This is a genomic window from Psychromonas sp. KJ10-5 (genome assembly GCF_055808325.1).
Genome location: NZ_CM147864.1, coordinates 2,145,376 through 2,169,429, shown reverse-complemented (window position 1 = coordinate 2,169,429; position 24,054 = coordinate 2,145,376). Strand labels below are relative to the sequence as shown.

Annotated in this window: 22 protein-coding genes and 1 riboswitch; of the genes, 21 read left to right on the top strand and 1 reads right to left on the bottom strand. The window is 40.3% G+C overall.

The genetic code is table 11. The features are described 5' to 3' along the window. Window positions 1-179: 179 nt before the first annotated feature. On the bottom strand, window positions 180-665 hold the full coding sequence (locus tag AC0L3W_RS09580) for a YHS domain-containing (seleno)protein (protein ID WP_409439042.1): 486 nt from the start codon (window positions 663-665) through the stop codon (window positions 180-182). A 159-nt stretch (window positions 666-824) separates the two neighbouring features. On the opposite strand from AC0L3W_RS09580, the gene AC0L3W_RS09575 reads away from it, so the two are divergent. The 21 genes from AC0L3W_RS09575 (at window position 825) to bluB (ending at window position 24,029) form a co-directional block, all read left to right on the top strand. Further along, window positions 825-1,646 (top strand): AraC family transcriptional regulator, encoded by an 822-nt coding sequence (locus AC0L3W_RS09575; protein ID WP_409439043.1) that lies wholly within the window; start codon window positions 825-827, stop codon window positions 1,644-1,646. A 396-nt stretch (window positions 1,647-2,042) separates the two neighbouring features. Further along, entirely contained in the window at window positions 2,043-3,221 is a 1,179-nt protein-coding gene (locus tag AC0L3W_RS09570; RefSeq protein ID WP_290040492.1) for a hypothetical protein, read from the top strand. A gap of 577 nt (window positions 3,222-3,798) precedes the next feature. After that, a riboswitch (cobalamin riboswitch) is annotated at window positions 3,799-3,931 on the top strand. Then, window positions 3,930-4,910 (top strand): DUF4198 domain-containing protein, encoded by a 981-nt coding sequence (locus tag AC0L3W_RS09565; protein ID WP_409439044.1) that lies wholly within the window; start codon window positions 3,930-3,932, stop codon window positions 4,908-4,910. (Overlaps the previous riboswitch by 2 nt.) Before the next feature lie 63 nt (window positions 4,911-4,973). After that, a complete protein-coding gene (cbiM, locus tag AC0L3W_RS09560; RefSeq protein ID WP_290040487.1) occupies window positions 4,974-5,582 on the top strand; it encodes a cobalt transporter CbiM in 609 nt (202 codons plus the stop codon). After that, entirely contained in the window at window positions 5,582-6,181 is a 600-nt protein-coding gene (locus AC0L3W_RS09555; protein WP_409439045.1) for an Ig-like domain-containing protein, read from the top strand. The genes cbiM and AC0L3W_RS09555 overlap by 1 nt, the downstream gene beginning before the upstream one ends. Further along, entirely contained in the window at window positions 6,181-6,975 is a 795-nt protein-coding gene (cbiQ, locus tag AC0L3W_RS09550) for a cobalt ECF transporter T component CbiQ (protein WP_290040485.1), read from the top strand. The genes AC0L3W_RS09555 and cbiQ overlap by 1 nt, the downstream gene beginning before the upstream one ends. Continuing rightward, window positions 6,959-7,654, top strand: a complete 696-nt coding sequence (locus tag AC0L3W_RS09545) for an energy-coupling factor ABC transporter ATP-binding protein (protein WP_409439046.1) — start codon at window positions 6,959-6,961, stop codon at window positions 7,652-7,654. The genes cbiQ and AC0L3W_RS09545 overlap by 17 nt, the downstream gene beginning before the upstream one ends. Before the next feature lie 9 nt (window positions 7,655-7,663). Next, on the top strand, window positions 7,664-9,469 hold the full coding sequence (locus AC0L3W_RS09540) for an ATP-binding protein (RefSeq protein WP_409439047.1): 1,806 nt from the start codon (window positions 7,664-7,666) through the stop codon (window positions 9,467-9,469). A 24-nt stretch (window positions 9,470-9,493) separates the two neighbouring features. Then, window positions 9,494-9,775 (top strand): nucleotide-binding protein, encoded by a 282-nt coding sequence (locus tag AC0L3W_RS09535; protein ID WP_409439048.1) that lies wholly within the window; start codon window positions 9,494-9,496, stop codon window positions 9,773-9,775. Next, a complete protein-coding gene (locus tag AC0L3W_RS09530) occupies window positions 9,772-11,211 on the top strand; it encodes a cobyrinate a,c-diamide synthase (RefSeq protein WP_409439049.1) in 1,440 nt (479 codons plus the stop codon). Before AC0L3W_RS09535 ends, AC0L3W_RS09530 begins: the two co-directional genes overlap by 4 nt. 13 nt (window positions 11,212-11,224) lie before the next feature. After that, a complete protein-coding gene (locus AC0L3W_RS09525) occupies window positions 11,225-12,388 on the top strand; it encodes a cobalt-precorrin-5B (C(1))-methyltransferase (protein ID WP_409439050.1) in 1,164 nt (387 codons plus the stop codon). Continuing rightward, the gene (locus tag AC0L3W_RS09520; RefSeq protein WP_409439051.1) at window positions 12,388-13,182 is read left to right on the top strand and encodes a precorrin-6A/cobalt-precorrin-6A reductase; all 795 of its coding nucleotides are present in this window, start codon (window positions 12,388-12,390) and stop codon (window positions 13,180-13,182) included. The genes AC0L3W_RS09525 and AC0L3W_RS09520 overlap by 1 nt, the downstream gene beginning before the upstream one ends. Then, window positions 13,172-13,813 carry a precorrin-8X methylmutase gene (locus AC0L3W_RS09515; RefSeq protein WP_290040474.1) on the top strand — a complete coding sequence of 214 codons (642 nt, stop codon included), beginning with the start codon at window positions 13,172-13,174 and terminating at the stop codon, window positions 13,811-13,813. Before AC0L3W_RS09520 ends, AC0L3W_RS09515 begins: the two co-directional genes overlap by 11 nt. After that, complete coding sequence (cbiE, locus tag AC0L3W_RS09510) at window positions 13,813-15,228, top strand: precorrin-6y C5,15-methyltransferase (decarboxylating) subunit CbiE (protein ID WP_409439052.1); 1,416 nt, start codon at window positions 13,813-13,815, stop codon at window positions 15,226-15,228. The genes AC0L3W_RS09515 and cbiE overlap by 1 nt, the downstream gene beginning before the upstream one ends. Then, a complete protein-coding gene (cobI, locus tag AC0L3W_RS09505; protein WP_409439053.1) occupies window positions 15,225-15,962 on the top strand; it encodes a precorrin-2 C(20)-methyltransferase in 738 nt (245 codons plus the stop codon). The genes cbiE and cobI overlap by 4 nt, the downstream gene beginning before the upstream one ends. Next, window positions 15,959-16,735 (top strand): cobalt-precorrin 5A hydrolase, encoded by a 777-nt coding sequence (locus AC0L3W_RS09500; RefSeq protein ID WP_409439054.1) that lies wholly within the window; start codon window positions 15,959-15,961, stop codon window positions 16,733-16,735. The genes cobI and AC0L3W_RS09500 overlap by 4 nt, the downstream gene beginning before the upstream one ends. Window positions 16,736-16,758: 23 nt before the next feature. After that, complete coding sequence (gene cobJ, locus AC0L3W_RS09495; RefSeq protein WP_409439055.1) at window positions 16,759-17,544, top strand: precorrin-3B C(17)-methyltransferase; 786 nt, start codon at window positions 16,759-16,761, stop codon at window positions 17,542-17,544. 155 nt (window positions 17,545-17,699) lie between these two features. Further along, window positions 17,700-18,503 (top strand): precorrin-4 C(11)-methyltransferase, encoded by an 804-nt coding sequence (gene cobM, locus AC0L3W_RS09490; RefSeq protein WP_290040464.1) that lies wholly within the window; start codon window positions 17,700-17,702, stop codon window positions 18,501-18,503. Then, the gene (gene cobW, locus AC0L3W_RS09485; RefSeq protein ID WP_409439056.1) at window positions 18,490-19,581 is read left to right on the top strand and encodes a cobalamin biosynthesis protein CobW; all 1,092 of its coding nucleotides are present in this window, start codon (window positions 18,490-18,492) and stop codon (window positions 19,579-19,581) included. The genes cobM and cobW overlap by 14 nt, the downstream gene beginning before the upstream one ends. Window positions 19,582-19,587: 6 nt before the next feature. Beyond that, window positions 19,588-23,379: a cobaltochelatase subunit CobN gene (gene cobN, locus AC0L3W_RS09480; RefSeq protein WP_409439057.1), complete on the top strand. Its 3,792-nt coding sequence runs from the start codon at window positions 19,588-19,590 to the stop codon at window positions 23,377-23,379. Next, window positions 23,376-24,029: a 5,6-dimethylbenzimidazole synthase gene (gene bluB, locus AC0L3W_RS09475; RefSeq protein WP_409439058.1), complete on the top strand. Its 654-nt coding sequence runs from the start codon at window positions 23,376-23,378 to the stop codon at window positions 24,027-24,029. Before cobN ends, bluB begins: the two co-directional genes overlap by 4 nt. Window positions 24,030-24,054: the final 25 nt, after the last annotated feature.

The following is a 24,054-nucleotide window of genomic DNA, read 5'->3' as shown; positions in this document are numbered from 1 at the left end:
TTGTCTTTGTAAATGATTGAGTCCATCTATTAAGCGCCGCCGTTATTTTTACTATCAAGAGAAATTATGTTGACCATTTTTGATTCAACTTGATGACTCTATAAGTGATCAACAAAATAGGGCTGATATAATACTAACTATATTGTATCAGCCCTTTTATTTAATTGATTTTTCAATAACTAATTGTTTAACGCTGCAATTTGTTTCTCAGTTAATCCTTTAATGCCGGTCCAGTTTACTTGCGCGGTTTCAATATTGCCTGGCACATCTTTTAACCACTCTTTTTGTACATTTTTATTTAGGTTTAAATAAAGCTTATTATCCTCGATGTACCAAGCCGTTGGCTCTACATCAAATTTTTGATTAACCGCAACACCATAAGCACAAAAACCGCCGTATTGTGGTGCATATTTTGCTGGATCAGATCTAAATAAGTCTCGATTTTTAGCGCTAGTGAAATGATAAATCGCGCCATTATAAGCTGCTGTGTATTTATCCGAACCCTTTGTTGGCTTACCTTTAGTGAAATATGAAACCGTATCATAACCCTTAATTGCTAGGTCATTTTGGTTTGCGTTCACTTCGATGTTAGCAGCGAAGCTAAGGCTACTTGCTAATAGTGCAGTACTCACTAATATTGATTTAATTATTGATGAAAGTGACATAGTTTTTTCCTTGTAACGAGTTAGATAGTAGTTATGTATTAATTAAAGTCAGGACTCACCCTTGGCTTGATAAGTAATATATGACTTTTTACTCTATGAAAGGGATGAGATAGTCTTTATATTGAACCCAATCGTCCAGAAATAATAAAGAGAACTGAAATGGATCAGCTTTCAAATATCTTGCAGCGTTTTACAATGAATACTGAGGTGTTTTTTACTGGTAATTTATGTGGTGTTAGCTATTTAGATAAACTGCCCAATCAAGGGCACTTACATTTATTACGGAGTGGAGAATTAACTTTTATAGATGAGCAAGGGAAAGCATTACTGTTTAATCAACCGACAGTTATTTTTGTTCCTCTACCATATCGTCATCAGATTATTGGCAGTGTTGAAAAACCACCAGAATTAGTTTGTGCCAACGTTATTTATGACCAAACTCACTCCAATCCCATTGCAAATGCATTACCTGCTCTCTTACACTTTAATTTTAATGAGTGCCCTAATATCAAGCAAACTGCTCAGTGGTTATTTGATGAAGCATTTCAAGATAAATGTGGTCGATTGCCAATGCTCAACGCTTTAACCGATATTTTTATTATTCATATATTACGTTTTGTATTGAATAATAAAATGATGAAACATGGCTTATTAGCAGGGCTTGCTCACCCACAATTATCAAAAGTATTATTAGCTATTCAATCTACTCCTGAATATTCATGGGGATTACAAGAAATGGCTGATATTGCCTTAATGTCTCGATCTAAGTTTGCTGAGTTATTCAAACAGGTAGTAGGGCAAAGCCCTGGCGACTATCTACTTGATTGGCGAATTATTATTGCTAAAACGTTATTAAAACAGAATAAGTCAGTTGCGTTAGTAGCGAATGCCGTTGGTTATGAAAATGGCTCTGCTTTGGCGCGTGTATTTAGGAAAAAATTAGGGCTTTCACCTAAAGAATGGCTCGTTTCAAAGCAGTAAAGGTAAGGGCGGATAAATCCAGTTGTTTAACAAAAGTTTAATTGTGCTGTCATTTTTTGAATATGAGATGGATCTCAAGCTGGAATGATGTTTATAAGCAGTGTATTTATTCAATTTTTAATTACAAACAAGAGAATCTTAAACAGTGAGTTCAATTATTAACTAATAACTACTGCAAATAGAAGGATTTCAATAGCTTTTTTAAACATTCTACTTTGCATATTGACCTAGTTTGAGTATAGTTTTAGCTAAATATCATGTATTATCTCGTGGAAACAACAGGTATTACTGACAGCTTTTTTTAAAGCATAGTAAAGTTCATATGGACAATAAACTTAACATAACTCCCCTTGGCGATATTATTTGGTCAAGCGGCTCATTTATAATGGAGAAAAAGTGAGATACTGTAAGCTTACAATTGCTTTGATGTTGTCATTTGCAACTAACCTATCTGCTTTAGAACTGATCACAGCATCTGAAGATTCCGCTATTGAAAATATAAATCAACAATACGATATTAATAGTCTTTTAATATCCTCTAATAATAAACTTGGCCGCTACAACAAAAATGAATTTGAATATAGAGCCTTAAGTTTAGAGATCGAAAACAACAAAAACATCTACCAGAACAATATTAATGCGTTAGCTGATAAAGTTGTGGCGAAGGATAATGTTGCTCAGTACTTTAAAGATCTAGAAGCACTGGTTTTAAAAATTGATGCATTAGAGAAAGAGTACGAAGAAAAAGGCCGAGCTTTAAAAGAAGAGCATCAATCCATCATTGAAGATGGTAAAAAATTAAAAGATGCACGCATTAAAAGAAACAGTGAATTAGCATCATTAAAACAGAGAGTAGTAGCTCGTTTAACAGAAGAGTTAGCAAACCCTAAAAGTGTGAAAGATGTTTCTTTGAGTGGCACATTAAGTTGTACGACTTACCAATCTATCAATCAATGTTTAAGTGAAAATGAAAACTTCATTGTTAAAGATGCAAAGAAATCTGACAACTTCTTAAATGAGCGTAGTGTATTACTCTCTTACAAAATTGTAGATGCAAGCATGAATTTAGATGGTGAGTTAGCTTACCGTGCTGCCATGACATTTAAACCTGCTTACAACAATAAAATCGAATCTATCTTAAATGAAAAATTTGGTCTTAAATCAGCAGTATTAACGTTAAAAAGTAACGTAGATGTAGATTGGTATATTGATGGTAATAAAGTCGGTAGTGGTAAAGAGATTACCCAGGAAGTGGCGTTAGGTCGCCATGGTATTTTAGCTTCGTATAATTCCGTAGGTCAGTCTAGTGTCGAAGTTGTCGAAGGTAATGGCGAGTTCTTTTATACTTTTGCCAATACAGATAAAAAAAATAAAGCCAAAAAATCAGCGGCAGCAAAAAAACAAACAGTAAAAACAGATTATCCTAATGTGTCTACTACACCGCCTAATAAAGACTTACATAAACCAGTGATAAAGTTAAAGCCTAAAAGTTCGCTGAATGAAAAAGTAGACAAAGGTTATTTATACTTTATGGGACTAGAACCAGAAGCTGAAACACAAGAAACATTTTTGTAAAAGTTAAGAAGTGTTTAAAGTGAAATACCCTAAAAAGTAACGACGGTTTCGTCGTTACTTTTTTTATATCCATAGCATTATAAACCGCTTCTTGCATAAGTTGTTTTATTGAACTGTGATTGAAATAAATCTAGGTCATATCGATTAACTCGGTAAGGTAGTGCTGTTCAGTATACTCCCATTTGGTGTGTCTATATGGATACCCGTTAGTCAAATAGTTTTTATTTCAAGCTCGCACGCTAGTTTAATATCCTTTTCATCAGTATCGCTGACCATTGTGATGATGGGGGCGGAAACTTTAAGTTTTTAATAATCGTTTTAAAAAAATCAAGTGAGCCTTTTCCTACCACCAAGCTTTGTTGGTAAAAGTAGCCACTGATGTAGCCGTTTAATCCAGCCCGTTGAAATGCATCAATTGACAGTGTAAAAGTTTCCGCTTATTGCTGACCATTAAAGTTAGTGAATAATAGGTAAGAAAAGATGTAATGTGTTGTAAAAACGTCTGAAACGACGGCTTTATATTGACTGTTTACCCAGTTACACGCTATTGTTCAGCCTCCTTAGGATATAGTCTTAAAGCTATGCATCTCATCTTAGAATAAACTAGGAATGATGTGTTTGGGAACTTGGTCAAATACCAAGGCTGCCCCCGCAACGGTAGAGCAAATTACGTTTGTTAAGCCCGGATACCAAACCTTTGGATGATACTTGCATGAGGCAAGTACCGTGGTGTTGCGGAGGGCTTCACCGGCTGGTTTATCTTATCTAAAGTTATTTTTAGGGATTAAGAATGCCATCTCCTCCACAACTTCGCCTGTTATTAACTCAGACGGAGATTTTCCTTTGCTAAACTTTACACAGCTTAAAAAGCTAACACAAACCATTAATTTACAGCGTTTTATTGCCCCTGCAATTGTAGTTATAGGTTGTATATTACCAACTTATGCCAGTGCACACTTTCAAATGATCTATACCCCAGAATTACTCCGTGCCAAGGGTGGAAATATCAGCCTTAAAATGCCTTTTACGCATCCTGCGGCAAGTGGTCATGTGATGAAGGTTGATCATCCTCAAGCTTTTTACATGATTAAAAAAGGCAAAAAAACTAACCTGATAGACAGCCTCTCTGAAATTGAGTGGGAAAGTGCTGTTGATAAAGGGCATGCTTATCAAGCTGATGTGAAGTTACGTGGATTAGGTGATTATGTATTCATTTCTAAGCCATCGCCATATTTTGAAGCTGAAGAAGGCTTTTATATTCAGCAAATCACTAAAACCATTGTCAACGTAGGCGGCCTGCCAACGGATTGGAATAAGGACTTTGGGTTAGCTGCAGAAATTGTTCCATTAACCAAACCTTATGCAATTTACGAAGGTGGCATTTTTACTGGTGTGGTTAAATCTCGTGGGCAAGCAGTCCCTTTTGCAGAAATTGAAGTGGAGTTTGTTAATTATGTTCCTGAAATGGAAAATAATCGTTTTGCTAAAACACCATTGATGATACCTGCGGCAGATGTATTTATTACACAAACCATTTATGCTGATGCCAACGGCACTTTTAATTATGTATTACCTAAGGCTGGGCAATGGGGATTTGCTGCATTAGACGTAGGTGAGCAGAAAGTCTATAAAGATAAAGCGCTATCACAAGATGCGGTTATCTGGGTTGAAGCGACTAAATTACCCTAGCTAAATTAATACTCATTGAAGATCAGTGAGTATTTTTCCTATTAAAATATAAAAAGGTAAATTATGCATATAGTTGATGGCGCCTTATCTTCACCAGTATTAATAAGTGGAGCTGTATTGAGCGCAATAGGCGTCTTTATTGGCCTTAAAAAAATGGATTATGATCATTTACCTTTGGTTGGGGTACTCGCCTCTGTTTTCTTTATTGCATCTTATATTCATCTACCATTAGGCTTTTCTAGTGTGCATTTAATTATGAATGGTTTATTAGGTATTATTTTAGGCTGGGTAGCCTTTCCTGCTTTATTAGTTGCGCTATTGTTACAGGTGATTTTCTTCGGTTTTGGCGGGCTATTAGTGTTAGGTGTTAACACGCTTAATATCGCTCTTCCTGCTGTGCTTATCTATTACATTTGCTATAAAGGCGTACGTCATGAAAGCCCTAAAGTCGCGGCAACATGGGGAGCTGTTGGTGGTGCTGGCGCGATATTTATTACCGCGTTGATGGTGGCATTTTCATTAGCATTATCTGGTGAGTCTTTTGTTTTAGCGGCAAAAGCCGTGGTACCTGCACATATTCCAATTATGGTGATTGAAGGATTTGTTTCTTATGCTGCTGTCTATCTCATCCATACCGTTAAACCAGAGTTTATAAGTAAAGGTTCAAATTAATGAAATGGTTAATCTCTTTTCTTACTGTTTTAAGCTTATCTATCTCCTGTCATGCAGTTGCTCATAATGTCATGGGCGGCGTCTACGCAGAAGGGTTTGAAATCGAAGGCGAAGCAGGCTTTTCTAATGGTGCTATGGCAAATCCGGGCACAGTGGTGAAAGTCACTGACGATCAAGGGCATGCTTTAGGCGAAGTCTTAATAGATGAAGAAGGCGCTTTTGTGTTTACTGCTAAACAGCATATTACTCATCATTTTGAAGTTAATATGGGAGCTGGGCATATATTGAAAATGCAGTTACCCGCTGAAGAGTTACCTGACAGCCCAAATGATGATTTAACGAGTAATAGCTTTGAGAAGGTAGATGCACATTCTTCTATTAATTCTCCTGATCAGCAAGCATCAAACAATGCACAACAAGTGACTAATTTGATGCTAGAAAAAGCTATTGCTAAACAGCTCAAGCCCTTAAGACGTGAAATACAAGAGTTAAAAGAGAAGTCAGGGTTGCGTGATATTCTTGGTGGCATTGGCTATATTTTTGGACTGCTCGGGTTAGTTGCTTTTTTACGTGAGCGTAAGCAAAAGGTTAAATCTTAATGTCACAAAGCTTAGAGCACAGCTTAACATCTTGGTCAGGACAAGCCCTTAAACATCAAGCCTCTTGGATTGATGATATTGATGCACGTGTGCGTGTAGTTTGCTCTGCTTTATTTGCATTAGTGGTGGTATCGAGTCACTCTTTTGCCCCTACTTTGTTAGGGTTGTTCTGTGCTTTTCTGTTGGTGAAAGCCAGCAAGCTGAACATTAAACGAACCCTACGTCGTGTGGTAGCGATGGATTTATTTATGTTGACATTAATTTGTATCTTACCGTTTACCACACCAGGCGATGCAATGTTTACAGTGTTTGGTTTAACCGCAAGTTGGCAGGGTTTGCTTCATGCTTTACTGATCACGGTGAAAGCAAATGCGGTATTATTAGTGTTATTTTCTTTGGTCGCTACCATGAGTGCATCAACCTTAGGGCATGCACTTGCACACCTTAAGGTACCCGATAAATTGGTACATTTAATGTTATTCATGGTGCGTTATTTGGATGTGATCAGCCAAGAATATAAAAAAATGCGAAGAGCTATGCAGGCTCGCGCTTTTGTATTACGTACTAATTTACATACTTGGAAGAGTATTGGTTATCTTTTTGGTATGCTATTAATTCGTTCAGTTGAACGTGCAGAACGTATCTCAGATGCCATGAAATGCCGTGGTTTTTGCGGGCGTTATTATCTTAACGACGAAATGAAAATCCGTTCAATTGATTGGATTTTTAGTATCGTGTTTATCTCTTTTTTAATACTGCTAATAGGGCTTAATATTGATGGCTTATTCAAATAACCCCCTGATTAAGATAGAAGATCTTAACTATGCTTACCCAAGGCGTGGCAGTGTGTTAAACGCAGTTAATTTTTCGTTATATGAAGGTGAAAGAGTAGTAATTAATGGTGATAATGGGGCTGGAAAAACCACCTTATTACATCTTATCGTTGGTTTAAAAAAAGCGAAAAAAGGCCAAGTATCAGGATTTGGTCAAGTTTGTAAAACTGAAAAAGAATTTAATCAATTACGTGCTAAAGCGGGTTTATTATTTCAAGATCCCGATGATCAGTTATTTTGTCCTACCGTATTAGAAGATGTGATGTTTGGGCCATTAAACTTAGGGTTTACTAAACAACAAGCCGTTGAGAAATCGATGCAAACATTAGCAAGTCTTGGAATGCAAGGTTTTGAATCACGGATCACTCATCAGCTATCAGGTGGTGAAAAACGCATGATAACCTTAGCCAGTGTGTTGGTAATGGAACCGAAAGTATTGATTTTAGATGAGCCAACTAACGCACTCGATGAAAAAGCCAAAGCACGCTTGTTATCTGTATTAGAGGCATTACCCCAGGCAATGATTATTATCTCTCATGACAAATTATTTTCTGAGCAATTAGCAACGCGACAATTAACCTTAAAAGAAGGTTCACTAATCGATAGTGAAGCAACAAAACAAACAATAGCAGTGGCCTAGGGGAGCAATATGAATAATAACATTGAAGATATCACTTTTCCTTTTAGCGCTGTGCAGGGACAAAAGCAATTTAAACTAGCCTTGTTATTAGCAACCGTGAACCCATTAATTGGCGGTGTATTAATCTCTGGCCCAAGAGGCTGCGCAAAATCGACCTTAGCGCGCGCGGTGGCAGACCTTTTACCTGTGACTGAACACACTGTTTCACAATTTGTTACCTTGCCTCTAGGTGCTAGTGAAGAGATGTTAATTGGTACCCTGGACTTAGACCATGTATTAAAAGGTAAACAAGTTAAGTTCTCACCTGGTTTATTACAAAAAGCGCATACTGGTGTGCTTTATGTTGATGAGGTTAACTTATTGCCTGATCACCTTGTTGATCAAATCCTAGATGTGGCAAGCAGTGGGGTTAACATTGTTGAGAGAGATGGTGTTAGCCATCGTCATGATGCTCGCTTTACACTGATAGGCACAATGAATCCTGACGAAGGTGAGTTACGCCCACAACTAAAAGATCGTTTTGGCTTAATGGTTGAGTTAGATAATCAATACAGTATAGAAGAGCGTATTAGCATTATTAAAACACGCCAAGCATTCGAACTCGATAAAGTGGCTTTTTGTGATGAATACCAGGCACCACAAATTTCACTGCAACAACAAATAAGTGACGCGCAGGAATTACTGCCTAAAGTAACCTGTGATGATGCTTGTTTAATTGAAATCGCCACACGCTGTCAGCAAGCTAATGTGGATGGTTTACGCGCAGATATTATGATGCATCGTGCGAGTTTAACCCATGCTGCTTGGTGCGGTAGATCGGCTGTCTCGTTACAGGATATAGAGGAAGTTGCGCCATTAGTACTATTACATCGTTCGCAACCATCTGGGACACCACCGAGTTCGCCGCAATCGCCCGATGATGCTGCTAAAGATAAACCCCAAAACGGAGGTTTTTCTCGTCCAACACCTCCTCAGTCAAATGATCCTAAATCGCAAATATCTGAGCACAAATCAGAGCAGGAAAGTCAATCGAGTAACGATCAAGATGACACCTCTGAACCTTCTGGTGAATGGGGAGCAATGCCACCACAATCAGGTGAAAAACAAAAAACGGTAATGCAAGCCATTGAATTACCAGAATTACATTATAAGTCATTAACTCAAGTATTGAATAACAGCGTACTGCAAGGCGAGTTACAACAAAATGTACAAGGTAAAACAGCAAAAGGGTTAAGAAAATCAACTTTAGATAGCCACAAACCAGATTGGTTTAATACCCTGTCTAAAAATTTAGGGCAGTGGCCGCCTACACAGTTTAGTTTTAAAAAAGCTAAAACAGGGCAAGCTAAACATCACCTCGTTTTATTGGATACGTCGGCTTCCACACTAGGACAAAGTTTATCGTCATTAGCCAAGTCAGTAGTAATGAATATCGCAGATAGTGCTTACCTTCAACGCGAAAAAATGAGTCTATTAGGGTTTGGTAATAATCAAGTTGAAACCTTAATTAAAGCGGGTAAAGCGCCTAAAAAAGTACAAAATTTATTGGATGATATTAGTGCAGTAGGTGGTACGCCTTTACGTCAAGTATTAGAAAAGGCGTTACAGAGTATTAAACAGTTAACAATACAAACGCCTGACCTTGCGTTGTTTTGTTACTTGATCACCGATGGTCGTAGCCGTGTAGATATTGATGATTTGAAATTAAAGGTACCTACGTTATTGGTGGATATCGAAAAATCTACCATAAAACGTGGTCGAGGTAAGCTCCTAGCAGCACAATTAGATGCGCAATATTTTACACTTTCATCTTAAAACAGAGCAACATAAAGGAATCAAATGACCAACAAAGCAAGTTGTCCTGCACTATTTTTAGCGGCACCCGCATCGGGACAAGGTAAAACGACCATAACATCAGCGATTGCACGTTACTTTACTGAGCAAGGTAAAGTGGTACGCGTGTTTAAAACAGGCCCTGATTACCTTGATCCGCAAATTTTAGCGCAAGCATCACAAGCCCATGTTGAACAGTTGGATATGTGGATGGCAGGTGAAGCTTACTGTCAGCAAAAGTTATTTGAAGCTCATCTTAAAACAGAGCAACATAAAGGAATCAAATGACCAACAAAGCAAGTTGTCCTGCACTATTTTTAGCGGCACCCGCATCGGGACAAGGTAAAACGACCATAACATCAGCGATTGCACGTTACTTTACTGAGCAAGGTAAAGTGGTACGCGTGTTTAAAACAGGCCCTGATTACCTTGATCCGCAAATTTTAGCGCAAGCATCACAAGCCCATGTTGAACAGTTGGATATGTGGATGGCAGGTGAAGCTTACTGTCAGCAAAAGTTATTTGAAGCAGCACAACAAGCGGATCTAATTTTGGTTGAAGGAGCAATGGGGTTATTTGATGGCGAACCTTCAAGCGCAGATTTAGCGGCACGTTTTCATATTCCCGTTGCAATTGTGATGGATGTAAAAGGCATGGCGCAAACTGCGGCTGCTGTGGCAATTGGCTTAGCTAATTTCCGTGATGATTATACTTGCCATGGTTTGATCGCAAATAACTGTAGCAGTGAACGTCATGCGCAATTAATTCGAGATGCCTTAGGTGAACAGCTGCCTTTATTAGCTTGCTTGAAAAAAGATCCTGAAGTGGCATTACCTGAACGTCATTTAGGTTTAGTACAAGCCAGTGAAGTCTTTGATGAATTAGAGGCTAAATTTACGCTTGGCTGCGAATGGTTAGTTGATGGCGTAAATCGTGCGGATGCTAATAGCCCGTTATTAAATTTACCTGCGCCTGTTGATTTTTACTCCGCTGAACAATCTCCAGTTCCACCATTATTAGTGGGTAAAAATATCGCAATAGCCCAGGATCTAGCTTTTAGTTTTATCTACCAAGCCAATACCCGTTTATTAGAAGAAATGGGGGCAAAGCTACAGTATTTCTCCCCATTACAGGGTGAGCAATTGCCTGAAGCGGACGCATTATGGTTGCCCGGTGGTTATCCTGAATTATACGCTGAAAATCTAGCAGCGAACGCTGCCTTACAATCGCAAATTAGCGCGTTTAATAAAGCAGGAAGACCTATCCTAGCGGAATGTGGTGGCTTTTTATATTGCCTCAATGAGCTGGTGGATTTGGATGAAAAACATCATAAAATGCTTGGCTTATTAGATGGCTATGGAAGCATGTCAGGTAAACGTGGTTGTCAGGGAATGCAAAAAGCCATCTTACCCGAAGGTGAGATTCATGGGCATGCACACCATAGATCCCGTGCCATTATGAACATGCAGCCTATTGGTTACGGACAACGCCAACGTCATCCTGCACCTGGTGAAGCCATTTATCGTACGGGAAACTTAACTGCGAGTTATTTACACCTGTTTTTCCCATCTAATCCTGTGTTAATTGCTGATATTTTTACCGGGAAATTACAAGCGGTTGACCAGAAAAAGTTAGTGGCGTGGGAAAACTACAATCATCAATCTGTGGCGAGCCCAGTTAGCAAAGAGACTCAGCAGCAAGCAGCAATGCAAGCGCAGCAATAGGAACAATAAAGTTATGTGGCCGGAAACTAGCGAAACAGAGCAACCATTACGTAATGGTTTAACCACGGGAAGTTGTGCAACAGCTTGCTGTGTTGCTGCTGTGCGTGCGTTATTAGCCAACAAACAACCAGCCAGTGTTGAGATTACTTTGCCGCGTGGTGAAGTCGTTAACCTCGATATTATCGACTATCAATCCCTTGAAAAGGGCATGCGTACCAGCACCATTAAAGATGCCGGAGATGACCCTGATGCAACACATGGCGCAACCTTATTTGTCGAATTACGTTTACTGCCAACGCCGGGCATTATATTTAAAGCGGCTGAAGGAGTAGGCACGGTAACACGTGATGGATTAGTACTGGCGATTGGCGAGCCAGCGATTAATCCAGTGCCACGTAAAATGATGACAGGGCATCTTGAGCATTATGCGCAAGCATACCAGTATCAGGGCGGCTTTGAAGTGTCAGTAGGTATTGTTAACGGTGAACAAATCGCAACTAATACCATGAATAGTCGATTAGGTATCATTGGCGGTCTCTCTATTTTAGGCACCACAGGTATCGTACGCCCTTATTCTTGCGCTGCTTATATCGCATCTATTCATCAAGGTATTGATGTGGCCAGAGTCAATGGTTTTACTCATTTAGCGGCTTCAACGGGTATTGCCAGTGAACATGCCATTAAAGAGTTTTATCAAATGGATGAGGTAAGCCTGATTGAAATGGGCGACTTTGTTGGGGCTATGCTGAAATATTTGCGCCGTGAAAAGATCGATCCTAAATCAGGGAACCGTATTAAAAAGCTCAGCATTAGTGCTGGTTTTGGCAAGTTAACTAAGTTAGCCAACGGGCATTTAGATTTAAATAGTCGCCAGTCTAGTATCGATTTTGAGCAGTTAGCCACTATCGCAAAAGATTTGGGAGCTAGTGCTAAGCTACAACAACAAATTGTAACCGCAAACACCACCATTCAAGTACTTAATATGACTAAACAAGCGGGCTTAGATATCGCCACTGTGGTATGTGTTGAAGCGTTAAAATTTGCTAAAACCATTGTCCATGAATCCATTGAGGTGGAAGTCTGGGCTGTAAATAGAAAAGGTTTGTTTGTGGCAAATAGTCATCAAGATAAATTCGATGTTCATGGCAACATAATCAATCAAGCAAAGGCTAACTAATGAGAGTTTTAGTCGTTGGCGGCACTGCAGATGGGCGTAAATTAGCAACTCAATTACATGAATTAGGGGTTGATGTTATCTACAGCATTGCTGGAATCGTGCGCAAAGCGACGGTACCTTGCCTGTCTATTAGTGGCGGTTTTACGCAATTTGGCGGGTTAGCTAAATACCTAATGGATAATAAAGTGACCCATGTTATTGATGCCACACACCCTTTTGCTCAAACTATGAGTAATACCATTGCCAAAGTGACTAAGGACTTGTCTATTACTGCCATTCGTTTTCACCGTAAAGCTTGGCAGAAAACAACACGGGATAATTGGGTAGAAGTAGATGATTGGCCATGTTTGATTGAAAAAGTAGCTAAACATAACTCATTATTCATCACCGCAGGACAAGTATCACAATCAGTGATTGATGCTTTATCTGCGCAGTCGAGTCAGGTGTTATTGCGCACTGCGATGCCCGCTAAAATTACTTTGCCAGCTAATGTCACCTGGTTAAAAGCAATTGGTCCATTTCATCTCGAAGATGAAAAACAGTTGTTAGCAACTTACCATATTGATGCGGTGATCAGTAAAAACAGTGGTGGAGATGCCACTTATGCCAAGATTGAAGCTGCTGCGTTAGCGAATATTCCCGTTTATCAATTTAAGCGTCCCGTGCTACAAGCCTTAACTTATCAGTTTGATGATGCACTAAGTTGTATTGCATTATTGCAATCATCATCGACTTTAGCTGAATCTGAAGCCACATCTAATACCAGAATAATTGAGCCAAATAATGAAATTTGATTATATCCACGATCCGAGTTTGATCGAAAATGAAAGCTTTCGTCAAATCAGAACTTTAACTGATTTAGAACACTTATCTATTGAAGCGCAACAAGTAGTGATGCGCGTGGTGCATAGCGTTGGTATTCCTGCTGTCGCAACACAAGTTAAATTCAGTGCGAATGCTTGCCAGTCTGGTATTGCAGCCTTAAGAAAAGGCGCGCCAATTCTATGTGATGTAGAGATGGTAAAGCAGGGCATTACCAAACGAATGATTAATACCGATCCTTATTGTTTTTTGAATGCACCTGGTGTGCCTGAGCGAGCGAAGGAAACCGGTGAAACCCGTACCATGGCTGCATTAACTGCATGGTTACCCTATTTAGAAGGCAGTGTAGTAGTTATTGGAAATGCACCAACTGCACTGTTTCGTTTATTAGAGATGATCGACCAAGGATCGCCTAAACCCGCTTTGATTATCGGTATGCCTGTGGGTTTTGTTGGCGCCGCGGAATCAAAACAAGCTTTATGGGATCTACACCAAACTTTAGGTATTGAATGCATCACACTGTTAGGCCGCGAAGGTGGCAGTGCAGTATCAAGTGCAAGTTGTAATGCCTTATTACGTTGTATTAAAGGGGAATTATATTAATGATGAATTTTTTCAGTAAATTAGTTAATAAATTAGGGTTAGCTTCCAGTACAAGTAACCAGATTAGATCGCATGCAACTGGCGTACGAGAGATCTCGGTGATTGGCTTAGGGGTTGCGGAGAATGCCACGTTAAGTGAGCAAGCATTATTAGCGTTACAGTCGGCTGATTTAGTGATTGGCTCTGAGCGCCAACTATTAACCTTAGAGAAATATTTAGCAGTACCGCCGGCTATCGACTCACTAGAAGAGGGGGAGCAACAAGCTGTTGAACCTAAGGGGGATCATCTTCCGCCAAGAACCGAAATACTGCCTAAATTAAAAGACTTAAAAGCGTTAATAGAAACAGAACAAAATGTAGTGGTGTTAGGGTCTGGTGATCCACTTTATTATGGTATTGGCACTTGGATTAGCAAAAACTTTAAAGACGCATCCGTCCGCTTCTTTCCTGCTGTATCAAGCATTACACAAGCTTGTCATAGTTTATCGATAGCGCAACAAGATGTGAATGTAGTGAGTTTACATGGACGACCTTTAGAAAGGTTAAAAGTGGCTTTAAAAGCGCAGCAAACCTTGTTGCTATTAACCGATCAAGATAGCTTACCTCAACATGTGGCTAGCGTTTGTTTAGAAAGTGGCTTTTTTGATGCGGAAATTATGGTGTGTGAGCGCTTAGGTTACAAAGAGCAAAAAATATCACGATTCACTGCTGCTGAATTATGTGAAGCTGAAACGAATGGGCAACGACCAGCATTTGATACTCTACATGTCACCTTCGTCATTTGTGGGGAAAATAGAGGCTTCTTACCTGAGTTTCCAGGGATTAAAGATGCCGATTTTGAAACCGGAGAATTAGGTAGTAAAGGGATGATCAGCAAACGTGAAGTGCGTTTGGCTATTTTATCATTATTGCAACCAAGCAAAGGTGATTTAATTTGGGACATTGGTGCAGGTTGTGGTGGCGTTTCTATTGAATTGGCTTATTGGCAATCAAAAGCCACTGTCTATGCTATTGAGCATAACCAAGAAAGGTTTAATTGCTTGATGAAAAATCAGATAAAATTTGGTGTTGTCAAAAATCTTAAACCGCAATTTTCGCGTGCACCAGAAGGATTAGCAACGCTACCTGCAGCAAATAAAATCTTCATTGGTGGAAGTGATGGTGAACTACCTACTTTATTAACGCAGTTATGGGCTAAATTACCTGAACATGGCCAAATCGTTGTTTCTGCTGTAATGGAAAAAACCAAAGCTCAGTTGTTAGACTTTTACTCTCAACGTGAAGACTTAAAAGATGCTGAATTAGAAACATTACAGATTGCTGTCAATAAAAGTAGAACCCTAGGAGGGCAACTAGCTTACCGTCCTGCGCTAGCAGTTAGTTTATTTAGTTTCACTAAAAAGGCAGTGTCATGAGCGAATTAACCTCAACACCAAACACGGCATTATTCATCGGTGTGGGTGTGGGACCTGGTGATCCTGAGTTATTAACGTTAAAAGCGTTCCGAGCGATTCAAGCTGCCGATGTGATCTGCTATTTAGAGAATGAAGCTGGGGAATCACAGGCGTTAACCATTGCCAGCGAGGCCTTAAAAGATCCAATTAAAACACAACAATACTTAGGTGTGCGTTTTGCTATGTCACGTCAGCGTGTTGCTGCTAATGCTGCTTATGATAAAGCGATTATGCAAATTCAAGCTGAGCTTAAGCAAGGTAAAACCGTGGTGTTTTTATGTGAAGGTGACCCATTATTCTTTGGTTCTTTCACTTATCTATTAGAACGCTTAGAAAGTCAGTATCAATCGCAAGTAATACCCGGTGTTCCAGCTTTTGTGGCGGCAACGGCTGAATTACAGCTGCCATTAACCGTATTAAAACAGTCTTTTGCAGTGATCACGGGGCGTCATAGTGATGACAAAATTAAAGCCGCATTATTAGAGCATGATGCGGTTGTGATCATGAAAGCGGGGATTGAACGTCCACGTTTAATTAGCTTATTAAAAGAGACAAAACGATTTGATGATGCCAATTATTTGGAGTATGTCAGTCGTGACCAACAGAAAATAATTCGAGATTTAAATCAGTTAGATAACGTTGCAGGTCCTTATTTCTCATTATTTGTGATCACCCGAGAGGAGCTGACCGCGTGATCCGCATTATCTGTTTAACAGAGATTGGTTTGCAACTCTCGAGGCGTTTACAGCACCTTTTAGATAGTGCTTCAACATCTGTAAACAGTGGTATTTGCTATAAACCATCACCTTTTAAGGAGCAGGTACAAGGCTACTTTACTCAAGGTGATACGCTTATTTTTATCTGCGCAACGGGTATTGTGATGCGAACCTTAGCGCCTGTGATAAAGGATAAATATAGCGATCCTGCGGTGTTGGTTTTAGATGAGCAAGGGCAGTTTGTGGTCCCGCTATTATCCGGTCACGAAGGTGGAGCGAATGAATTAGCGAGACAAGTTAGCGAATTGCTTGAAAACCAACTGGTGTTAACTACAGCAAATAGCTATTTAAAACCTAAATATGTAGTGGGAATGGGTTGTGAGCGTCATTGTCCTGAGCAGGTGTTACAAGGTTTGTTAGAGGAATGTTTAGTAAAAGCAGGACTTACCATAGACGACATTAGTGCCATTACTAGCATTGATATTAAAAACGATGAAGTGGGATTAATTGGCTTGGCTGAGACGTTACAAAAACCTTATCTAACTTTTTCTGCTCAGACGCTAAGTTTAATGGAAGATCGCCTTTCCACTAAGTCTGATTATATTTTTAAAACTGTTGGTGTGTATGGCGTGGCAGAATCTGCGGCACTGTATCAAGCGCAGCAGCTAACTAATAACGGTAGTGAATTGCTACTTAATAAACATAAAAACAAACAAGCTACCTGTGCGATTGCCAGAAGTTATAGCCTGTAAATTATTAAAAACTAGGAAATAAAATGAGTTTAAAAAAACAACTTTTTGTTGTCGGTATGGGACCGGGAAATGCAGATTTAGTAGCACCAAAAGCATTAAAAGCGGTTGAGCAAAGTACTGATTTAGTCGCATATGGACTGTATTTAGACTTGTTAGGTGAGCCTTGTAACAACAAGGTTCATCATGATTTACCGTTAGGGGAAGAGATTGGTCGTGCTCGTTTAGCATTAGATCTCGCGGCAAGCGGCAAAACCACGTCGCTTATTTCAAGTGGTGATATTGGTATTTATGCGATGGCCACCTTGGTGTTTGAATTGTTAGATAGACAACTTCAAGGGCTTGAAGATCACTCTGAATGGCTAGACGTTGAAATTGACGTAGTACCAGGGATATCTGCTATGCAAGCTGGCGCAAGCCGAATTGGTGCTATGTTAGGCCATGACTTCTGTACGGTAAGTTTGTCAGATCTATTAACGCCTTGGGAAACTATTGATAAGCGTATTCATAGTGCTGGTGAAGGAGATTTTGTTATCTCTTTCTATAACCCTGTGTCGAAAAAGCGTGATTGGCAGCTTAACCATGCACGTGACGTATTATTAAAATATCGTCCAGCTTCAACACCTGTTTTATTAGGCCGTCAATTAACCCGTGAAGATGAAACCATTCGTATTATTCGTTTAGATGAATTAGATGCTAAAGACGTTGATATGTTTACTCTAGTCAGTGTGGGTAATAGTGAGTCAAAGCATATTGTTAATGGAAGCCAACACTGGGTTTATACACCGCGTGGTTATAAAAAGAAATTATAACGTCGTACGTTAATTTATCTGTGAAAGCACTTACTTGGTAAACCAACCTTTGTGCTTTTACCTTGAGCTAATAGGAATTGCTTAGCTATAAATCACTTTTCCTATTTGGATTAAAGTAAAAGATTAATAACTAATTATTAAAAAATGGAATAACTATGAAAGTTTACTTTATTGGAGCAGGGCCGGGTGATCCTGAGTTGATGACCATCAAAGGGGCACGCTTATTAAAGCAGTGTCCTGTTGTCTTGTATGCTGGATCGTTAATTCCACGTCAAACATTACAAGATGTTGAAGACAGTGCGGAATTAATTGTTGATACCGCAAAGATCAATTTGGATGAGATGGAAGCCTACTTTGTTGAAGCAGCAAAAGCAGGCAAAGATGTGGCACGTCTACAATGTGGTGATCCTGCATTATATGGCGCTATCGCAGAGCAAATTCGTCGTTTAGAAAAACACGGTATTGACTATGAAGTGATTCCAGGTGTCAGTGCGACAGCAGCCTCAGCGGCTTATTTAGGTAAAGAGTTAACCCTGTCTGGTGTATCACAAACAGTCATAATGACTCGTTACGAAGGGAAAACGCCTTTTCCAGAGCGCGAGCGTTTACCGCAACTGGCACAAAGCGGTGCAACTCTAGCGATCCATTTAGGCATCACTAAAATTCGAAAAATAGTGGCGGAGCTGATCCCACATTACGGTGAAGACTGTCCTGTTGCAGTGTGTTATCGCAGCTCATGGCCAGATCAAGACAAAGTGACCGGGACCTTAGCGGATATTGCTGAAAAAGTTGAAGCTAAAGGCTTCAAATTAACCGCGCTTATTTTAGTTGGCCATGTACTGGATACCACCAACTTTGAAGACTCTTATCTTTACCACAAAGATAAGCCGAATATTTTCCGTCGTCGTAAAGGCGAACTATCAATACAAGAACTAGAGGCTCAACATGACAACAAGTAACGTTTCATTAAATAAGATACCAACTACAGTCGTAACTGGCTTCTTAGGCAGTGGTAAAACAACGCTATTAGCTAACTTACTTAAAAAAGCAAAAGGTAAGCGCATTGCCGTGATCATGAATGAATTTGGTGAATTAGATATCGATTCAGAACTGCTTAGAAGCTGCCCATTAGAATGTGAAGATGAAGCGGCTGAATTAGTTGGCGGCGAAGATGGTATTTACGAACTGGCCAATGGTTGTATCTGTTGTACCGTTGAAGAAGAATTTTTACCTGTGATGGAAAAACTGGTTGAACGTCGTGACCAAATCGACCATATCCTGATTGAAACATCGGGTTTAGCCCTACCAAAACCATTAGTACAAGCCTTCAACTGGCCTGGTATTAAAGAGCACTGTACGGTTGATGCCGTTATCACTGTGGTTGATGGTCCTGCGATTGCAGCAGGGCGCTTTGCTGCTGATGAAAATAAAGTATTAAAGCAACGTGCCATGGATGAGAGCCTAGATCACGATCCAAGCTTACAAGAGTTATTAGACGATCAATTGAATTCTGCTGATTTAGTGGTTGTAAGCAAAAGCGATCTATTAAACGAAGCAGAGCAATTGCGTGTTAAAGAGGTCGTGCAAAAACGTTTACCAAGCTCGGTAAAAACCGCTTACATCAATAACGGTGATGTGCCACTGGAAGTATTAATCGGTATCAATGCAGGCTCTGAGAAAAATATCGATAAAGTACATAACCACCACGACCATCATCATGCTCATGGCGCACACCACGACCACGCACATGATCACTTTGACTCAATGGTGATCAGCTTAGGTACTGTTGATGCTGACAAACTTAAAGCAAACGTTGAAAAACTATTAAACGAGTTTAATTTATTTCGTATCAAAGGTTTTGCAGCTGTTCAAAACAAACCGATGCGCCAAGTATTACAAGCCGTTGGTAAACGTTTAGATGTACATTTTGACCGTTTATGGGAAGCCGCTGAAACGCCAAAGACAGAACTAGTATTAATCGGTAAAGGCTTAGATGAAGCTACCGTGACCGCTATTTTAAAAAGCGCAGAGGTTTAATCGTTAATGCACCTATTAGCAGCACAACCAGGCGGGTTTGTTGAGCAAGAGGGGATTGTGGATTTAGCACAATCCCCTGCACCTTTAGTGGTGTTCAGCGCCGCCGATAGTCAATTAACGGCGCTTTCTGCTGGATATCAAGCAGTGAGTGAAACACACGCTTTAGCAGAAACGCGTTTAGTGAATTGGACTAATTTATTAAAGCCAGCCGCCTTTGATCTTTATGAAGATAAAGTACTAGGGCAAGCGCAGGTGGTGGTGGTGTCGTTATTAGGTGGCAAAGCTTATTGGCAATATGGTGTGGAAGGACTGATTCGTTGGTCGAAAGAAGCACCTAATCGCCATCTTATTTTAGTGCCTGGTGATGATAACATCGATCCCGAGTTGATTGAGTTATCGACTGTGTCTACGCAAGTTCAGCATCAAGTTTGGCGCTATTGCCGAGCTGGTGGCATTGATAATAGTGCACAGTTATTTACCTTTTTAAATAAGCAGTTTTTTGACCTTTCAGTGCATTATACTGAGGCGGAATTTCTACCTGTTGCACAGTTTTATAACCAAGAAAAAATACACTGGCAAGCTGGGCAGCAAGTAGTTGCACTGCTTTTTTATCGTAGTCATTTACAATCAGCTAACTGCCAGATGTTTGATCAGCTTATTGAATTAATGTCAGATAGTGGATTGAATCCATTACCCATAGTGATCAGCTCATTAAAAGATCCGCAGGCAATGCAAGTTGTCAATGCCTTGCTTGTTGAGCATGATTGTCGTTTGATTTTAAACTCTACAGGCTTTGCATCAAACACTGTCAGCACGCCGGGGTTAAGTTCTCAGCCAAATAGCTTTACACGCTTGTTTGACGTAGATATTCCTATTTTACAGTTAGTCTTATCGAGTAGTACTTTAGAAGATTGGAATGATTATAAGCAAGGCCTACGTAGTCGTGATATCGCCATGCAAGTGGTGTTACCGGAAATGGATGGCAAGGTATTAACTCGCGCCATTAGCTTCAAAAGTGAAGCCTTTTATGACGAAAAAACACAAATATCACTCGTGCAATATCAATTACACCAAGAGCGTGCGTTGTTTGTGATTGAATTGGCTAAAAAATATATTCAGTTATCTCAAACCGCTAATCAAGATAAACGCATTGCCTTGATCTTAGCAAACTACCCAACAAAAGATGGTCGAATAGGCAATGGTGTAGGGTTAGATACTCCGAACTCGACAGTCAATATATTAACTAAACTAAAAACAGCAGGTTATCCGATTGGTGAGGTTCCAGAAAATGGTAACCAACTGATTGAACAGCTATTACAATCCGTTACCAACAATCCAAATACCTTACATCATTTAGCGTGTTGGCAAAGTCTCTCTCTAACTGAATACAAAAGGTATTTTGCAGCATTACCGTTAGTCAGTCAGCAAGCGATTACCGATCGCTGGGGGCAACCTGAAGATGACCTAAAATGTCGTGATGGACGTTTGATGATTGCAGGGATCCGATTAGGTGAAACCTTTATTGGTATTCAGCCAGCGCGTGGCTTTAATATCGATTTATTAGCCAATTACCACGATCCTGATTTAGTGCCACCACATAACTACCTAGCCTTCTATTTTTGGTTGCGTTTTACTTATCAAGTGAATGCCGTTATTCACGTAGGTAAACATGGCAACCTTGAGTGGTTACCCGGTAAAGGATTAGCGTTATCTAATGAGTGCTGGCCAGATGCAGTATTAGGCCCAATGCCTCACTTTTATCCGTTTATTGTCAATGATCCCGGTGAAGGGGCACAGGCTAAACGTCGAACACAGGCGGTAATAGTGGATCACCTGATGCCACCGATGGCGCGTGCGGAAACCTATGGTGATATGGCCGAATTAGAAGGGCTGGTGGATGAATACTATCAAGCGCAAGGGTTGGATACACGCCGTGAAGTGTGGTTAAGAGAACAAATTTTAGAAAAAGTACAAAGTACCAACATCTTAGATGAATTAAATGAAGCAGCGCGTGGCGATGAAAACCAAGTTTTAGAAGAGTTAGATACCTATTTATGTGATATCAAAGAAGCGCAAATCCGCCATGGTTTACATATTTTAGGACAATTGCCAGAGCAGCATAAAGTGGCCAATACTTTGGTTGCCTTATTACGTTTGCCACGCGGAGAAGGGCAGATCAACCAAGGTATTTTGCATTGTTTAGTGAAGGACTTTTCTCTACGGATTGATGGCGAGTTATTTGACCCCTTAAGCGCTGGACGTGAGCCATGGTTAGGCGAACAACCAGCGCTATTAGTCAATATCAGTGAGTCATTATGGCGTAGTACTGCAGACACGCGAGAACGTTTAGAGTTACTGGCTTTACAGTGGGTAGAGCACTATTTATTGGCGAATAACGATCTCGCTGAATTGATAGCTTTTCCTGCAAGCCATGCTTTACTGGTTTATGCCCAAAACACTATCCATAGCGCCTTACAACAAAGTGTTGAAAATGAGTTGAGCGCGATTATAGATGGGCTTGATGGTAAGTTTATTGAGGCCGGGCCAAGTGGCGCACCTACGCGTGGCCGATTAGATACTTTGCCTACCGGGCGTAATTTTTACTCCGTAGATAACCGAGCTATTCCTTCTAAAGCCGCTTGGGTATTAGGCCAGCAATCGGCCCAAGCGTTAATACATCGTCATCTACAAGAGCAAGGGGATTACCCTAAACAACTCGGTTTATCGGTGTGGGGAACGGCGACTATGCGTACCGGTGGTGATGATATTGCACAGGCCTTTGCGTTAATGGGTGTAAAACCCATTTGGGCAGAAGGGAGTCATCGTGTAGTAGATTTTGAAATTATTCCCTTCCAATTACTGAACCGACCGCGTGTTGACGTAACACTACGAGTATCTGGTTTTTTCCGTGATGCCTTTGCAAACGTAATGGCGCTCTTTGATGCCGCCGTAGTGGCCATTAGTAAACTTGATGAGCCAGGTAATGGCAATTTAATTCAGCATAATATACAACAACGCGAAGCAGAGTTAATTGCCGACGGTATGACAATTGACGAAGCAAAACGACAAGCAAGTTATCGTGTATTTGGCTCGAAACCGGGCGCTTACGGTGCAGGTTTACAAGGTTTGATTGATGAGCGCTGTTGGGAAGAAAAAAGCGATTTAGCTGAAGCGTACTTAAACTGGGGCGGTTACGCTTATGGTAACAGCGATAAAGATGGCGTACAGGCAAAAGAGGCCTTTCTAGATAGGCTAAGCAATATCGACGTAGTGGTGCAAAACCAAGATAATCGTGAGCATGATCTGCTGGATTCCGATGATTATTATCAATTCCAAGGTGGCATGAGCAATGCTGCTCAGGTTTACTCTGGGAAAGCGCCGACCATTTATCATAGTGACCATAGCAATCCAAGCAAACCAGTGATCCGTACTTTGAAAGAGGAATTAAACCGAGTACTGCGTTCTCGCGTATTGAATCCGAAATGGATCGAAGCAATGCGAGAACATGGTTACAAAGGTGCTTTCGAGATGGGGGCGACAGTAGATTATTTGTTCGCCTACGATGCGACTACTGATTTGATAGCCGATTATCAATATCAGCAAGTCACCGACACCTTGTTGATGGATCCGACTAACCAACAATTTTTAAAAGACAATAACCCACAGATAATGGAAGAAATGGCTGAACGATTAATGGAAGCTGCACAGCGTGGTTTATGGCAAGCACCTGATGAATATCAAGAAAAGCTACAAGACTTATTGTTACAGTGTGATGAGATGCAAGAGAGTAAGTCATGAAGAGCCAGCACAGTTATCAAGAAAGTGAAAAGCAGGCTATCTATAAAGTGATTAAAGAGCGCCGCGATATGCGTCACTTTAGCCCTAAACCGTTGGAAGAAGGCTTATTGTTGCGTTTATTAACCGTCGCAAATCAAGCGCCAAGTGTAGGTTTAATGCAACCGTGGCGGTTTATACGTGTGACCAGTAAACCGCTACGAAGTGATATTCAACAGATCGTTGCCGCAGAACGAACTGCAACGGCTAATTTATTAGATGAACGTAAAAGTGAATTCCTAAAGTTAAAAGTAGAGGGAATTGCTGAATGTGCAGAATTGATTGTTGTTGCATTACCCGATGGTCGTGAAAAGCATATATTTGGCCGTCGGACTATGCCGGATATGGATTTAGCATCAGTATCCTGTGCTATTCAAAATATGTGGTTAGCAGCGCGAGCAGAAGGTATTGGGTTAGGGTGGGTGTCATTGTTTGAACCAGTTCAATTAGCTAACCTATTGAATATGCCAGAAGACAGCCGGCCCATTGCGATTTTATGCATTGGCCATGTTGAAAAGTTTTATGAAAAGCCAATGTTAATCGAGCAAAAGTGGGGAGAGGCCGCTCCCATAGAAACATTTTTGTTTGAGAACCGTTGGCCAGAAAAAGTGTAATTAATGATACGTTAACGTTGCTGTT